Source organism: Streptomyces sp. NBC_00663 (assembly GCF_036226885.1).
GTDB lineage: Bacteria > Actinomycetota > Actinomycetes > Streptomycetales > Streptomycetaceae > Streptomyces.
On the sequence record NZ_CP109027.1, the window covers coordinates 5,986,032 to 6,000,584 of the forward strand.

A 14,553-nucleotide genomic window follows, 5' to 3' on the forward strand; every position below is an offset into this window, starting at 1 on the left:
TGGGTCAGGCCCCGGCTCAGGCGACGACGGGCTTGCCGGAGAGCTCCACGCCCGCCGCGCGCAGCTCCTCCAGCGCGCGGTCGGTGGTCTCCGCCGCGACGCCCGCCGTCAGGTCGAGGAGCACCTGCGTACGGAAACCCTCACGCGCCGCGTCCAGCGCGGTGGCGCGCACGCAGTGGTCGGTGGCGATGCCGACCACGTCCACCTCGGTGACCTCCCGGGCGCGCAGCCAGTCGGCCAGCGGGACGCCGTTCTCGTCGGCGCCCTCGAAGCCGCTGTAGGCCGCCGCGTACGCCCCCTTGTCGAAGACGGCGTCGATGGCGCCGGAGGCGACGGCGGGGGCGAAGTTCGGGTGGAAGCCCACGCCCTCGGTGCCCGCGACGCAGTGCGCGGGCCAGGAGTGCCGGAAGTCGGGGTTGTCGGCGAAGTGGCCGCCGGGCGCGATGTGGTGGTCGCGGGTGGCCACCACATGCTGGTAGCCGGTGCCGCCCGCCTGTCCGATCAGCTCGGTGACGGCGGCGGCCACGTCGGCACCCCCGGCCACGGCGAGGCTGCCCCCCTCGCAGAAGTCGTTCTGTACGTCGACGACGATCAAGGCGCGGCGCATGGTGGGTGTCCTTCGATGGGGGTCCCCCAGCTGTTCGAGCCCGGGGGAGAGTGAACTTACGAGCCTAGAGACTTCGGCGGTCCGGCGATACGGCTTGTGACACGGCGGGCGGGCACACCGTTACTGGCTACCCGACCGCCCGTGCACGTACTCCGTCGGAAGGACGGGTTCTCCGCGCGAGAGCTGGGTCGCCGACAGCGGCAGCCCGTCCCGCGCCGCCGCGTGCCGGTCCCGTACGACGTCCAGCGGCTCCCGCGCCACCACGTCCCCGCCCTTGACCAGCTCCACCAGCAGCTGCCGGTCGGCGAGCTCCGCCGGGACGGCCCCGGTGCCGACGACCTCGGCCTCCGCGATCCCGTCCTCGTCGAGCCGCCGCGCGGCCCACTTGCGCCCGCCGATCGAGGTCTTCCCGCCGGACGACTTCTTCGCGACCGGCACCAGCGGCGCCTTGGGGTCGGCGGACTCGGCCCGCGCGACCAGCTTGTAGACCATCGAGCAGGTCGGGTGCCCGGACCCGGTGACCAGCTGGGTGCCGACGCCGTACGCGTCCACGGGCGCCGCCGCCAGCGAGGCGATGGCGTACTCGTCGAGGTCCGAGGTCACGATGATCTTCGTGTCCCGCGCGCCCAGCTCGTCCAGCTGCTGGCGCACCCGGTGCGCGACGAGCAGCAGGTCACCCGAGTCGATCCGCACGGCACCCAGCTCGGGCCCGGCCACCTCCACCGCCGCACGCACCGCGGTCGCCACGTCGTAGGTGTCGACCAGCAGCGTGGTGCCCCGGCCCAGCGAGTTCACCTGGGCCTGGAAGGCGTCCCGCTCGTGGTCGTGCAGCAGGGTGAAGGCGTGGGCGGAGGTGCCGACGGTCGGGATGTTGTAGCGGAAGCCGGCCGCGAGGTCCGAGGTGGAGGCGAAACCGCCGAGGTAGGCGGCGCGGGAGGCGGCGACGGCCGCGAGCTCATGGGTGCGGCGGGCGCCCATCTCGATCAGCGGGCGCTCCCCGGCGGCGGACGACATGCGCGAGGCCGCCGCCGCGATCGCGGAGTCGTGGTTGAGGATCGAGAGGATCACGGTCTCCAGGAGCACGCACTCGGCGAAGGACCCCTCCACCCGCATGATCGGCGAGCCCGGGAAGTAGACCTCGCCCTCCGGGTAGCCCCAGATGTCGCCCGAGAAGCGGTACGAGGCCAGCCATTCCAGGGTCGGCTCGTCGACGATGTCCCGCTCCCGCAGGAAGGCGAGGACGCCCGCGTCGAAGCGGAAGTTCTCGACGGCGTCCAGGACCCGCCCGGTGCCCGCGACGACGCCGTACCGGCGCCCGTCGGGCAGTCGCCGGGTGAAGACCTCGAAGACGCTCCGCCGCTCGGCGGTACCGGCCTTCAGGGCGGCCTGCAACATCGTGAGCTCGTACTGGTCCGTGAAGAGCGCCGTCGAGGGAACGTCCACCGGCAGCCCAAGGTCCGCTGTGTTCATGGCAAGGGATGCTACACCCCTTTACGTCAGTGTGACGATTTATGGAGTGCGTGGCAGCATGGGGCCTGTGACGTCACCCGCTCCCGTAGAGATCGAACGCACCGAGTCGGCGGAAGAGGTCTTCGCCGTCCCCGAGCCGGACGTCCCCTGGGTCACGATCGTCCACAACGACCCGGTCAACCTCATGAGCTACGTGACCTATGTCTTCCAGACGTACTTCGGGTACTCGAAGGACAAGGCCACCAAACTGATGCTCGACGTCCACCACAAGGGCCGGGCGGTCGTCTCCAGCGGAACCCGCGAGGAGATGGAGCGCGACGTGCAGGCCATGCACGGCTACGGACTGTGGGCCACCCTCCAGCAGGACCGGAAGTAGCGATCCCTCTGATGCCAGGCACCTTCGAACCGCTCCCCGGCGGCGGCGCGGCCGTCGCGCTCGACGACGTCGAGATCTCCATCATCCGGTCGCTGGCCGTCCAGCTCCTGGAGCTCATCGGCCCCGGGCCCGCCGAGGACGCCCCCGACGACCCGCTCGCCGAGCTCTTCGCGGACGGCCCGAGCGAGCCGCCCGCCGACCCGGTGCTCCGGCGGCTCTTCCCGGACGCCTACAGCGACCCCGAGGGCACGCCCGAGGCCAAGGAGGCGGAGGAGCAGCGCGCGTACTCCTCCGAGTTCCGCCGCTACACGGAGAACGACCTCAGGGCCGGCAAGCGCGACAACGCCCTCGCGGTGATCCGCACCCTGGACGCGCTGAGTCCGGTGGACGACGGCGGGGCGGTGCTGAAGCTGTCGGTCGAGGAGTCCCGGCAGTGGCTCAGCTCCCTCAACGACCTGCGCCTCGCGATCGGGTCCCGGCTGGAGATCACCGACGAGGAGGACACGGACCTCCTCTACCGGCTGCCGGACGAGGATCCGCGCAAGCCGATGGTGATGGCGTATCTGTGGCTGGGCGGGTTGCAGGAGACGCTCGTGTCGACGCTTCTGCCGTAGTTTGTGACGGTTTTGTGTTCGCTCAGCGGACGCTCAAATCCGGATAACGATCGCGTCACCCCGGCGGCCTTGTATGCCCGCCGGGGTGTTTTTTGTCCACTTCTCCCTGTGCTCTGCGCCACATCTCGCACGGGTGATCAATATGGCGGCCGTGATAAATCTTCACGACCGCCCGACGAACACCACCCGTATGTTCGGTCGGGTGCGCCACAGCGCCGACAACCGTCGGCCTGGCAGAAAGCTCCATTTCATCCGGGGGGATCGAGAACCGATCCGAGGCCGACGAGAGGCCCGGTTCGGCATGGAGAAAGGCGCACCACACTGATGACCTCCGCTCAGGTCGACAAGGGTCCGGAGAACACCTCCGGCACCCCCGAAGAGGGTTACGAGCGTGGCCTCGGCAGTCGCCAGGTCCAGATGATCGCCATCGGCGGCGCCATCGGCGTCGGACTGTTCCTCAACGCCGGGGCGAACATCGCCAAGGCGGGTCCGAGCCTCATCCTGATGTACGCCCTCGCCGGCGTGATCATCTTCTTCATCATGCGGGCCCTCGGCGAGCTGCTTCTCTACCGCCCGGTCTCCGGCTCCTTCGCCGAGTACTCCCGCGAGTTCCTGGGCCCGTTCTTCGGCTACTTCACCGGCTGGACCTACTGGCTGATGTGGGTCGTCACCGGCATGGCCGAGCTGACGGCCGCCGCGATCTACATCCACTACTGGTTCCCGGACATCCCGCAGTGGGTCACGGCCCTGGTCTTCCTGGTCGTGCTCTTCACGGCCAACCTGATCTCGGTGAAGCTCTTCGGCGAGATCGAGTTCTGGGCCTCCATGATCAAGGTCACCGCGCTCATCGGCATGATCGTGATCGGCCTCGGCGTCCTCACCTTCGGCTTCAGCAACGCCGGTGACACCGCGGCCGTCTCCAACCTGTGGGAGTTCGACGGCTTCTTCCCGCACGGCATCGGCTCGTCCCTGATGACCCTCCAGGGCGTCATGTTCGCCTACCTCGCCGTCGAGCTGGTCGGCGTCACGGCCGGTGAGTCGGAGAACCCCGAGAAGACGCTGCCCAAGGCGATCAACACCCTGCCCTGGCGCATCGCGCTCTTCTACGTCGGTGCCCTCACCGTCATCCTCTGCGTCGTGAAGTGGACCGAGTTCGCGCCGGGCGTCAGCCCGTTCGTCAAGGCCTTCGCGATGATCGGCATCCCCGCCGGCGCCGGCATCGTCAACTTCGTCGTCCTCACCGCGGCCCTGTCGTCCTGCAACTCCGGCATGTACTCCACCGGCCGCATGCTGCGGAACCTGGCCGACAGCGGCGAGGCCCCCGCGGTCTTCAGCAAGCTGTCCTCCACCAAGACCCCGGCACTCGGCATCACCGTCTCCGTGCTCTTCATGGGCATCGGCGTGGTCCTGAACTACGTCGTCCCCGAGAAGGCCTTCGGATACGTCACCTCGGTGGCGGTCGGCGCCGGCATCTGGACCTGGCTCATGATCCTCGTCAGCCACGTCCGCTATCGCCGCGCGGTCGAGGCGGGCCGGCTTCCCGCCTCCTCCTTCCCGGCGCCGGGCGGCTCAGTGGGCTCCTGGATCGCCATCGTGTTCCTGCTCTTCGTGACCGGCCTGATCGCCAAGGACTCCGAGTCCCGGATCAGCCTGTACGTGCTGGGCGTCTGGGCCGTCGCCCTCGGCATCGGCTGGGTGGTGCTCAAGAGCCGCAACCCGCAGATCGCGGAGCGGCGTGAGCCGGAGTTCGAGAAGGTCGGCTGACCACTCCCCAGGACGTCCAGCCCAGGGAGCTCTCGTGGAACCCCCTGTCGCTGCCGCTCAAGGCGTCCGGCATATGGGCCGTCCCGTACCACCTGTCGGTACGGGGCGGCCCCTCTGCTTATCCTGGCGACCATGCTGACCATCACCCAGGCCCTCGTCGACCAGATCGTCGCGCACGCGCGCAAGGACCACCCCGACGAGGCGTGCGGCGTCGTCGCGGGGCCCGCCGGGTCCGACCGGCCCGAGCGGTTCATCCCAATGCTCAACGCCGCCATGTCGCCCACGTTCTACGAGTTCGACTCCGGCGACCTGCTCAAGCTCTACCGCGAGATGGACGACCGCGACGAGGAGCCGGTGGTCATCTACCACTCCCACACCGCGACCGAGGCCTACCCCTCCCGCACCGACATCTCCTACGCCAACGAGCCCGGCGCCCACTACGTCCTCGTCTCGACGGCCGACACCGACGGACTCGGCGACTTCCAGTTCCGCTCCTACCGCATCGTCGACGGCGAGGTCACCGAGGAGGACGTGGAGATCGTCGAGGCATACTGATCACCGTACGCCCGACCAACTCGGCGGATCGGAGACGGTGTTGACGCGACGGCCGCATGGACAGCGCCCCACGATCGAGGACGTCGCACGCCGGTCGGGGGTGTCCCGGTCCACGGTCTCGCGGGTGATCAACGGCGAGCCCAAGGTGCGCGCCGAGGTCATCGAGGAGGTCCGCCGGGTCATCGCCGAACTCGGCTACGTCCCCAACCAGGCCGCCCGCCAGCTGGTCACCCACCGCACCGGCGCCGTCGCGGTCGTCGCGGACCAGCCGGACGGCCGGCTCTTCCTCGACCCGTTCTTCGACTGCCTGCTGCGCGGCATCCGCCGTGAACTCGCCCGGCACGGCGCCCAGGCCGTCCTGCTGTTCCTGGACGAACCCGACGACCTCGCCCGCGTGGCCGACTATCTCGGCGGCGGGCATGTCGACGGCGCCATCCTCTTCTCCCTGCACCCCGGGGGCCGCCTCCACGGCATGACCGACAGCCTCGACATCCCCGCCGTCTTCGGCGGCCGCCCCCTCCTGCACGACGGCGACACCGTGCGCGCCCACCCCTACGTCGACGGCGACAACCGCGGCGGCGCCCGCCAGGCCGTCCGGCACCTCGTCTCGCTCGGCCGCCGTCGCATCGCCACCGTCACCGGCCCCCACGACCAGGAACACTCCGCCGCCGAACGCCTCACCGGTTACCGCGACGTCCTCCCCGACGCCCCGCCCGAGCTGGTCGAACGCGCCGACTACACCCGGCAGGGCGGCGCCCGCGCCATGGCCGCGCTGCTCGACCGGTGCCCCGACCTGGACGCCGTGTTCGCCGCCTCCGACCTCATGGCCGCCGGCGCCCTGGACGCGCTGCGGGAGCACGGCCGCCGGGTGCCGGACGACGTGGCCGTCGTCGGCTTCGACGACCTGACCGAGATCGCCGAGGCCACCGAACCGCCCCTGACCACCGTCCACCAGGACGTCGCCGAGATGGGCCGCCTGCTGGCCCGGCTGCTGTTCGACCGGGCGACGGAGCCGGCCGCGGTCGTCGTACCCACCCAACTGACGGTGCGCGCGTCCGCCTGAACTGTGGCGTCTCACCCTCCGGCCGGATTCCGTCCACCATGTGGGATCACACTCCGGGACCCGGACCGGGAATCGATACGATGACCGCATGGTTTCCCACGACGTGAGCGAGAAGACGCCGGGCATGCTGCTCGTGGCGCGGCTGCACGTCGACCTGTGCAGGCTCGCCAGCGCCATCTGTTGACGCTGCTCCCTGCCGCCGTACGGCCGTGAGCCGCGGCGCCACTCACCTCCGCTGTACTGCGCTGCCGCGCGCCGCCCCACTCCAGACCGCATCCGACAGGAGCCCGCAACCATGGCCATCGAGGTCCGCATCCCGACCATCCTCCGCACGTACACCGACGGCCAGAAGGCCGTGGAGGGCGCCGGGGACACTCTCGCCGAGCTCTTCACCGACCTCGAGACCCGGCACACGGGCATCCACGCCCGCATCGTGGACGGCGGCGAGCTGCGCCGCTTCGTCAACGTCTACCTCAACGACGAGGACGTCCGCTTTCTCGACGGCATCAACACCAAGCTCACCGACGGCGACAACGTCACGATCCTGCCGGCCGTGGCCGGCGGCATGGCCTGATCCTCGATGCGTTACGACTCCCCGCTCGCCGCGGTCGGCAACACCCCCCTGGTGCGCCTGCCGCGGCTGTCGCCGTCCGCGGACGTCCGCATCTGGGCCAAGCTGGAGGACCGCAACCCCACCGGCTCGGTCAAGGACCGGCCCGCCCTGCACATGATCGAGCAGGCGGAGAAGGACGGCCGCCTCACGCCGGGCTGCACCATCCTGGAGCCGACGAGCGGCAACACCGGCATCTCGCTGGCCATGGCGGCGAAGCTCAAGGGCTACCGCATCGTCTGCGTCATGCCCGAGAACACCTCGCAGGAACGCCGTGACCTGCTCGGCATGTGGGGCGCCGAGATCATCTCCTCGCCGGCCGCGGGCGGCTCCAACACCGCCGTGCGCGTCGCCAAGGAGCTGTCCGCCGAGCACCCCGACTGGGTGATGCTCTACCAGTACGGCAACCCGGACAACGCGGGCGCCCACTACGCCACGACCGGCCCGGAGATCCTCACCGACCTCCCCTCGATCACCCACTTCGTGGCGGGTCTCGGCACCACCGGCACCCTGATGGGCGTCGGCCGCTACCTGCGTGAGCACAGGCCGGACGTGAAGATCGTCGCCGCCGAGCCGCGCTACGACGACCTGGTGTACGGCCTGCGCAACCTCGACGAGGGCTTCGTACCCGAGCTCTACGACGCCTCGGTCCTCACGACCCGCTTCTCGGTCGGCTCGGCCGACGCGGTCACCCGCACCCGCGAACTCCTCCAGCAGGAGGGCATCTTCGCGGGCGTCTCCACGGGCGCCGCGCTGCACGCCGCGATCGGCGTCGGCAACAAGGCGGTGAAGGCGGGGGAGTCCGCGGACATCGTCTTCGTGGTCGCCGACGGCGGCTGGAAGTACCTGTCGACGGGCGTGTACACGGCCGCGACCACGGAGGAAGCGATCGAGACGCTCCAGGGCCAGCTCTGGGCGTGAACCCTCGTCACGCTTCTTGAAGCCTTACGTCGCCAGGTGACGGACCTGGTCCCACAGGACCGGGTCCACCACCCCCACCCGACGCCGGAAGTCCCACACCGGCACCTCGCGCAGCTCGTCCGTCTCCAGGAAGCTCGCGCGACCGTGGGAGTCGCCCACCGAACCCGGCGGCAGCGGAATGACTCCGGCCCGCTCGTCGTGGTACTTGCTGGTGATCTTCGCGACGACCGCGCGCCGCCCGTGCACCGCCAGCACCAGACACGGCCGGTCCTTCGCCCCCGGCCCGTCCTCGTAGGGCACGATCGCCCACCAGATCTCCGCGGGCCGCGGCCGTGCGGCAGCCCCCCGCGTCCCGGGCCGCCCGGGCGGCCGCGTACGCCGCCCCGCCGGCCGGCGCCCCCGCCCCCACCCGTCGACGAGCGTGGCGACCAACGCGAGCAACACCACCGCCGCGAGCGCCAGCCACCAGGACGTGTCCATACGGACGACGTTACCGGCGCACGATCCCACCGCGCGCCTTCTTGTGAGCCTTACGCGCCCCTGGTCCAGCCGAACCGGTGACACCACAGGTGAGTTCGCCCACAACAGTCCTTGGCGGAGGAGCGACAGGGGGTTTTGCGCCTTACGCTCGACGGACCGCACGACCCCCGACGCACCCACTCTCTTCATCCCGCCAGCGGAGGTTTCTGCTTCATGAAGCTCACCGTCGTCGGCTGCTCGGGGTCGTTCCCGTCCGCGGAATCGGCCTGCTCGAGCTACCTCGTAGAGGCCGACGGCTTCCGGCTGCTTCTCGACATGGGCAACGGTGCCCTTGGCGAGTTGCAGCGCCACTGCGGTCTCTACGACCTCGACGCGATCTTCCTCAGCCATCTGCACGCCGACCACTGCATCGACATGTGCGCGTACTTCGTCGCGCGCTACTACCGCCACGACGGCGGCCGCTGTGCCCCCCTCCCGGTCTACGGCCCCGAGGGCACCGAACACCGCCTCACCACGGCCTACGCCGACACCCCCACTGCCTCCTCGATGAGCGAGGTCTTCGACTTCCACACGGTCAAGCCGTCCACCTTCGACGTCGGCCCCTTCACGGTCCACACCGAACGCGTGGCCCACCCGGTCGAGGCGTACGGCATCCGCGTGGAGCACGGCGGCAAGTCCCTCACCTACTCCGGTGACACGGGTGTCACTCCCGCCCTGGACGAACTCGCCCGCGACACGGACCTGTTCCTCTGCGAGGCCGCCTTCACCCACGGCAAGGAGGACATCCCCGACCTGCACCTCAACGGCCGCGAGGCGGGCGAGACCGCGACCCGGGCCGGGGCCCGGCGCCTGGTCCTCACCCACATCCCCCCGTGGACCGACCCGCAGGCCAACCTCGCCGACGCCCGCGCGGCGTTCGACGGTCCGGTGGAACTGGCGGCGCCGAGGGTGTCGTACGAGATCTGAGACGTACGTACGCGAAGGCCCCGGTACCTGTTCGGTACCGGGGCCTTGGTCATGCTGTACGGCGGTCGGGCCTCACGCCTTCGTGAGGTCCTCGACCTCCTCCTCGGGCTCGCGGCCCGGGGTGGGGAGGTTCCACCTGACGATGGCGAACCGGAAGACGACGTAGTAGATCGCCGCGAAGACCAGGCCGATCGGGATGATCAGCCAGGGCTTGGTCGCCAGGTTCCAGTTCAGGGCGTAGTCGATGAAGCCCGCGGAGAACGTGAAGCCGGCGTGGACGCCGAGGGCCCAGGTGATCGCCAGGGACAGAGCCGTGAGCACCGCGTGGATCACGTACAGGATCGGGGCGATGAACATGAACGAGAACTCGATCGGCTCGGTCACACCGGTCACGAAGGAGGTCAGCGCGAGCGAGATCATCATGCCCATCACGGCCTTGCGGCGCTCGGGGCGGGCGGTGTGCGCGATGGCGATCGCGGCGGCCGGCAGACCGAACATCATGATCGGGAAGAAGCCGGACATGAACTGACCGGCGGTGGGGTCACCGGCGAAGAAGCGGGTGAGGTCACCGTGCACGATCTCGCCGGCCGAGTCCTTGAAGTCGCCGATCTGGAACCAGGACACGGAGTTCACGAACTGGTGCATGCCGACCGGGATCAGCGCGCGGTTGATCAGACCGAACAGACCGGCACCCAGGGCGCCCAGACCGGTGATCCACTCACCGGCGTCGGAGATGACGTCACCGATCGGCTCCCAGACCAGACCGAAGAAGACACCCATGGCGGTGCCGACGAAGGCCATGATGATCGGGACGAGTCGGCGGCCGTTGAAGAAGCCGAGCCAGTCCACCAGCTTCTTGCGGTGGTAGCGCTGCCACAGCACCGCGGACAGCAGACCCATGACGATGCCGCCGAGGACACCCGGGTTGTTGTAGGTCGCGGCTATGTCCGCGCCCGCCTGCACCTTGGCCTCCGTCACCGGGAAGGCCTTCAGGACGTTGCTGTAGACCAGGAAGCCGACCAGGGCGGCCAGCGCGGTGGAGCCGTCGGCCTTCTTGGCGAAGCCGATCGCGACACCGATGCAGAACAGCATCGGCAGGTTGTCGAAGATCGCGCCACCGGCCGTGGCGAAGACCGCCGTCACCTTGTCGGGCAGGTTCAGCTTGTCCTGGACGTCGGTCTGGCCGAGCCGCAGCAGAATGCCCGCCGCCGGCAACACGGCGATCGGAAGCTGAAGGCTGCGGCCGACCTTCTGAAGGCCCTGGATCAGACCGGATCCCCGCCTCTTCGCGGGGGCCGCCGTATCGGTGGCGGTGCTCATACGTCCTCCATCGGGTGGTGGTCTACACCACTCAGTGGTGTAGACCTGTTGTAGCACGATGAAGGCGACGTAAGGAACCCACGATTCCGTGACGGGAACCGTGGGTTCTGTAACCGCGTTGAGAAGGGCCGTTCGGCCTCAGACCTTCGTCACGTCCTCGACCTCCTCCTCGGGTTCGCGCCCCGGAGTCTTCAAGTCGAACTTTGTGATCGCGAACCGGAAAATCGCGTAATAGACGGCCGCGAAACACAGGCCGATCGGGATGATCGCCCACGGCTTCGTCGCCAGATTCCAGTTGATGATGTAGTCGATCAGACCGGCGGAGAAGCTGAACCCGTCATGCACCCCGAGCCCCCACGTCACCGCCATCGACACACCCGTCAGCACCGCGTGCACCGCGTACAGCAACGGCGCGATGAACAGGAACGAGTACTCGATCGGCTCGGTGATACCGGTGACGAACGACGTCAACGCGACGGACAGCATCAGACCGCCGACCTCTTTGCGACGGTGCGGCTTCGCGCAGTGCGTGATGGCGAGCGCCGCGGCCGGCAGCGCGAACATCATGATCGGGAAGAACCCGGACGTGAACTGACCCGCGTTCGGGTCGCCCGCCAGGAACATGTTGATGTCACCGTGCACCTCGGTGCCGTCCGGCTTGGTGTACGTCCCGAACTGGAACCAGATGGGCACGTTCAGGAACTGGTGCAGCCCGATCACCAGCAACGCCCGGTTCGCCAGACCGAAGATGCCCGCACCCCACGCACCCGCGTCGCTCAGCCAGTCACTGAAGTTCTCCAGCCCGTCACCGATCGGCGGCCAGATCCACAGACACAGCGCCGCGAACGCGATCGCCACGAACGCCATGATGATCGGCACCAGCCGGCGCCCGTTGAAGAAGCCCAGCCAGTCCACGAGCTTCGTACGGTGATAGCGCGCCCAGAAGAACGCCGCCATCAGGCCCATGATGATGCCGCCGAACACTCCCGGGTTCTGGTAAGTGAAGGCGCTGACCGTCCCGTCCGCCGCCTGACACCCGGTGACGACCACCTTCGCGCCCGCCGCACAGTCCTCCGGGAACTGCCGCAGCACGTTGTAGTAGACAAGGAACCCGGCCACCGCCGCCAGCGCCGTCGACCCGTCCGACTTCTTCGCCATACCGATGGCCACGCCCACGCAGAACAGCATCGGCAGCCCCAGCGAACCGTCGAGCAGCGCGCCACCCGCACCCGCCATCACCTTGGAGACGTTCGTCCACCCCAGCCCGTCGTCCCCGAACACATCCGGCTGGCCGAGCCGGTTGAGGATGCCCGCGGCCGGCAGGACGGCGATGGGCAGCTGAAGACTGCGCCCCATCTTCTGCAACCCCTGGAACGCCGAGTGCCACCGTCGGCGCGTGGGAGGGGTCTCAGTGGTCTCGGAACTCATGAGTTGGCGACCGCCTGTCAGGTGGTGTAGACCAGTTACGGACGATTGGGTAGCTGTGACGTCATCTTTCGGTACGTTCGGCGCAATCGCTCGCGAAGTTGGGCCAACAGTGCGTGAGGAGACCGACATGGCCAGCAAGGCAGAGAAGATCGTCGCCGGGCTCGGGGGCATCGACAACATCGAAGAGGTCGAGGGCTGCATCACCCGCCTGCGCACCGAGGTCAAGGACCCCGCGCTCGTGGACGACGCCGCCCTGAAGGCCGCCGGCGCCCACGGCGTCGTCAAGATGGGCACCGCCGTCCAGGTCGTCATCGGCACGGACGCCGACCCGATCGCGGCGGACATCGAAGACATGATGTAAACACCGTCAAAGCGCTGCGGGGGCTCTTTCCCACCGGGGGAGGAGCCCCTTCCGTTCGTACGGCTAGGCTCATCGCCATGTCTCGAATCGACGGCCGCACCCCCGAACAGCTCCGCCCCGTCACCATCGAACGCGGCTGGAGCAAGCACGCCGAGGGCTCCGTCCTCGTCTCCTTCGGCGACACGAAGGTCTTCTGCACCGCCTCCGTGACCGAAGGCGTCCCCCGCTGGCGCAAAGGCAGCGGCGAGGGCTGGGTCACGGCCGAGTACTCCATGCTGCCCCGCGCCACCAACACCCGCGGCGACCGCGAATCCGTCCGCGGCAAGATCGGCGGCCGCACCCACGAGATCAGCCGCCTCATCGGCCGCTCGCTGCGCGCCGTCATCGACTACAAGGCACTCGGCGAGAACACGATCGTCCTCGACTGCGATGTGTTGCAGGCGGACGGTGGCACGCGTACGGCCGCGATCACGGGCGCGTACGTGGCCCTCGCCGACGCCATCTCCTGGGCCCAGGGCAAGAAGCTCATCAAGGCCGGCCGCCAGCCCCTGACCGGCACGGTCTCCGCGGTCTCGGTAGGCATCGTGGGCGGCGTGCCTTTGCTGGACCTCTGCTACGAGGAGGACGTCCGCGCCGAGACCGACATGAACGTCGTCTGCACCGGCGACGGCCGCTTCGTGGAGGTCCAGGGCACCGCGGAGGCCGAGCCCTTCGCGCGCGACGAGCTCAACTCCCTCCTGGACCTCGCGGTTTCGGGCTGCACGGAACTCGCTGTCCTCCAGCGCAAGGCCCTTGATACCGTCCTCGAAAAGTAAAGGACGCACCAAGGAAAGGCGGCCGACAGGGGCAACCCGGCCGCCCGAACTCGCGTCACTACCAGTACGGGCGTACGGCACACCGCTGTACGCCCGGCCAGTGCACGGGGGCCCTTGGGGCTGAGCAAGGGAGGGACCATCACCATGGCCGAGAGCCGACGCGGCCGTCGTCGACCACGTCTTGTCGTCATCGCCGCCGCAGTGGCGGCCGTAGGACTGACGGCAGGCCTGACCACCGGCTGCGACGCCGTCAACAAGGCACTGGACTGCGTCCAGACCGCCGACGCCATCGCCGACAGCGTCACCGACCTCCAGCAGGCCGTGGAGAACGCGTCCAACGACCCGACGCAGCTCGAGGAGTCCCTCGACTCCATCGACAAGAACCTCGACGAGATCGGCGACAAGACCGACAACACCGACGTCAACCAGGCGGTCGAGGACCTCGGCAAGGCCGTGGACAACGTCCGTACGTCGGTCGACAACGGCGACGCGACCCCCGACCTCAGCCCGATCACGGACGCGGCGGGCGAGTTGACGAAGGTCTGCACGCCGTAACGGGGTCGTCGGCCGACCGGGATACTGGGGGTCATGACCCGCCTGATCCTCGCCACCCGCAACGCCGGCAAAATCACCGAACTCCGCGCCATCCTCGCCGACGCAGGTCTGAGCCATGACCTGGTCGGCGCTGAGGCGTACCCGGAGGTACCGGACGTCAAAGAAACAGGAGTGACGTTCGCCGAGAACGCCCTGTTGAAGGCCCACGCCCTCGCCCAGGCCACCGGCCTCCCCGCGGTCGCCGACGACTCCGGCCTCTGCGTCGACGTCCTCAACGGCGCCCCCGGCATCTTCTCGGCCCGCTGGGCCGGCCGCCACGGCGACGACCAGGCCAACCTGGCCCTGCTCCTGGCCCAGCTGTCAGACATCGCCGACGAACACCGAGGCGCCCACTTCGCCTGCGCGGCGGCCCTGGCCCTGCCGGACGGCACGGAGCGCGTGGTCGAGGGCCAGCTGAGGGGCGTGCTCAGGCATTCTCCGGTGGGCACGAACGGCTTCGGCTACGACCCGATCCTCCAGCCGGACGGCGAGACGCGAACGTGCGCCGAACTGACCGCAGAGGAAAAGAACGCGATCAGCCACCGGGGGAAGGCGTTCAGGGGGCTGGTGCCGGTGGTGCGGGAGCTGTTGGGCTGAGACATGAGAGAG

18 protein-coding genes are annotated in these 14,553 nt (G+C 69.1%); 13 read left to right on the forward strand and 5 right to left on the reverse strand.

Annotation, left to right across the window (positions count from 1 at the left end):
- Positions 1–16 precede the first annotated feature (16 nt).
- Both OG866_RS27350 and OG866_RS27355 read right to left on the reverse strand, forming a co-directional pair.
- Positions 17–607, reverse strand: a complete 591-nt coding sequence (locus tag OG866_RS27350; protein ID WP_329338660.1) for an isochorismatase family protein — start codon at positions 605–607, stop codon at positions 17–19.
- Positions 608–727: 120 nt separating this feature from the next.
- Positions 728–2,077 (reverse strand): nicotinate phosphoribosyltransferase, encoded by a 1,350-nt coding sequence (locus OG866_RS27355; RefSeq protein WP_329338662.1) that lies wholly within the window; start codon positions 2,075–2,077, stop codon positions 728–730.
- A gap of 58 nt (positions 2,078–2,135) precedes the next feature.
- Between OG866_RS27355 and clpS the strand changes: the two genes are divergently transcribed.
- The 8 genes from clpS to OG866_RS27395 all read left to right on the forward strand — a co-directional run bounded on the left by clpS (position 2,136) and on the right by OG866_RS27395 (position 7,980).
- Complete coding sequence (clpS, locus tag OG866_RS27360; protein WP_058925046.1) at positions 2,136–2,453, forward strand: ATP-dependent Clp protease adapter ClpS; 318 nt, start codon at positions 2,136–2,138, stop codon at positions 2,451–2,453.
- Between the two features lie 11 nt (positions 2,454–2,464).
- Complete coding sequence (locus OG866_RS27365; protein ID WP_329338665.1) at positions 2,465–3,067, forward strand: DUF2017 domain-containing protein; 603 nt, start codon at positions 2,465–2,467, stop codon at positions 3,065–3,067.
- Positions 3,068–3,391: 324 nt separating this feature from the next.
- Entirely contained in the window at positions 3,392–4,831 is a 1,440-nt protein-coding gene (locus OG866_RS27370; RefSeq protein WP_329338666.1) for an amino acid permease, read from the forward strand.
- 132 nt (positions 4,832–4,963) lie between these two features.
- Entirely contained in the window at positions 4,964–5,386 is a 423-nt protein-coding gene (locus OG866_RS27375; protein WP_079309854.1) for a Mov34/MPN/PAD-1 family protein, read from the forward strand.
- Between the two features lie 40 nt (positions 5,387–5,426).
- Complete coding sequence (locus OG866_RS27380) at positions 5,427–6,449, forward strand: LacI family DNA-binding transcriptional regulator (RefSeq protein ID WP_329338668.1); 1,023 nt, start codon at positions 5,427–5,429, stop codon at positions 6,447–6,449.
- A gap of 88 nt (positions 6,450–6,537) precedes the next feature.
- Positions 6,538–6,633 (forward strand): putative leader peptide, encoded by a 96-nt coding sequence (locus OG866_RS27385; protein ID WP_019759525.1) that lies wholly within the window; start codon positions 6,538–6,540, stop codon positions 6,631–6,633.
- 111 nt (positions 6,634–6,744) lie between these two features.
- Positions 6,745–7,023 carry a MoaD/ThiS family protein gene (locus tag OG866_RS27390; RefSeq protein ID WP_329338674.1) on the forward strand — a complete coding sequence of 93 codons (279 nt, stop codon included), beginning with the start codon at positions 6,745–6,747 and terminating at the stop codon, positions 7,021–7,023.
- A 6-nt stretch (positions 7,024–7,029) separates the two neighbouring features.
- Positions 7,030–7,980, forward strand: a complete 951-nt coding sequence (locus tag OG866_RS27395; RefSeq protein ID WP_329338676.1) for a PLP-dependent cysteine synthase family protein — start codon at positions 7,030–7,032, stop codon at positions 7,978–7,980.
- 24 nt (positions 7,981–8,004) lie between these two features.
- Here the strand turns inward: OG866_RS27395 and OG866_RS27400 are convergent, their stop codons facing one another.
- Positions 8,005–8,460 (reverse strand): type II toxin-antitoxin system PemK/MazF family toxin, encoded by a 456-nt coding sequence (locus OG866_RS27400; RefSeq protein WP_329338678.1) that lies wholly within the window; start codon positions 8,458–8,460, stop codon positions 8,005–8,007.
- A gap of 213 nt (positions 8,461–8,673) precedes the next feature.
- Between OG866_RS27400 and OG866_RS27405 the strand changes: the two genes are divergently transcribed.
- Positions 8,674–9,426, forward strand: coding sequence for an MBL fold metallo-hydrolase (locus tag OG866_RS27405; protein ID WP_329338680.1), 753 nt, complete (start codon positions 8,674–8,676; stop codon positions 9,424–9,426).
- Positions 9,427–9,498: 72 nt separating this feature from the next.
- On the opposite strand, the gene OG866_RS27410 is transcribed toward OG866_RS27405, so the two are convergent.
- A complete protein-coding gene (locus OG866_RS27410) occupies positions 9,499–10,746 on the reverse strand; it encodes a PTS transporter subunit EIIC (RefSeq protein WP_329338681.1) in 1,248 nt (415 codons plus the stop codon).
- A 138-nt stretch (positions 10,747–10,884) separates the two neighbouring features.
- Positions 10,885–12,174 (reverse strand): PTS transporter subunit EIIC, encoded by a 1,290-nt coding sequence (locus OG866_RS27415; RefSeq protein WP_329338682.1) that lies wholly within the window; start codon positions 12,172–12,174, stop codon positions 10,885–10,887.
- Positions 12,175–12,301: 127 nt separating this feature from the next.
- Between OG866_RS27415 and OG866_RS27420 the strand changes: the two genes are divergently transcribed.
- The 4 genes from OG866_RS27420 (at position 12,302) to rdgB (ending at position 14,541) form a co-directional block, all read left to right on the forward strand.
- Positions 12,302–12,535 carry a glucose PTS transporter subunit EIIB gene (locus tag OG866_RS27420; protein WP_055553187.1) on the forward strand — a complete coding sequence of 78 codons (234 nt, stop codon included), beginning with the start codon at positions 12,302–12,304 and terminating at the stop codon, positions 12,533–12,535.
- A 77-nt stretch (positions 12,536–12,612) separates the two neighbouring features.
- Positions 12,613–13,350 (forward strand): ribonuclease PH, encoded by a 738-nt coding sequence (gene rph / locus OG866_RS27425; RefSeq protein ID WP_266826460.1) that lies wholly within the window; start codon positions 12,613–12,615, stop codon positions 13,348–13,350.
- Positions 13,351–13,494: 144 nt separating this feature from the next.
- On the forward strand, positions 13,495–13,905 hold the full coding sequence (locus OG866_RS27430; RefSeq protein ID WP_329338688.1) for a hypothetical protein: 411 nt from the start codon (positions 13,495–13,497) through the stop codon (positions 13,903–13,905).
- Between the two features lie 33 nt (positions 13,906–13,938).
- A complete protein-coding gene (gene rdgB / locus OG866_RS27435) occupies positions 13,939–14,541 on the forward strand; it encodes an RdgB/HAM1 family non-canonical purine NTP pyrophosphatase (protein WP_329338689.1) in 603 nt (200 codons plus the stop codon).
- The last annotated feature ends 12 nt before the right edge of the window (positions 14,542–14,553 follow it).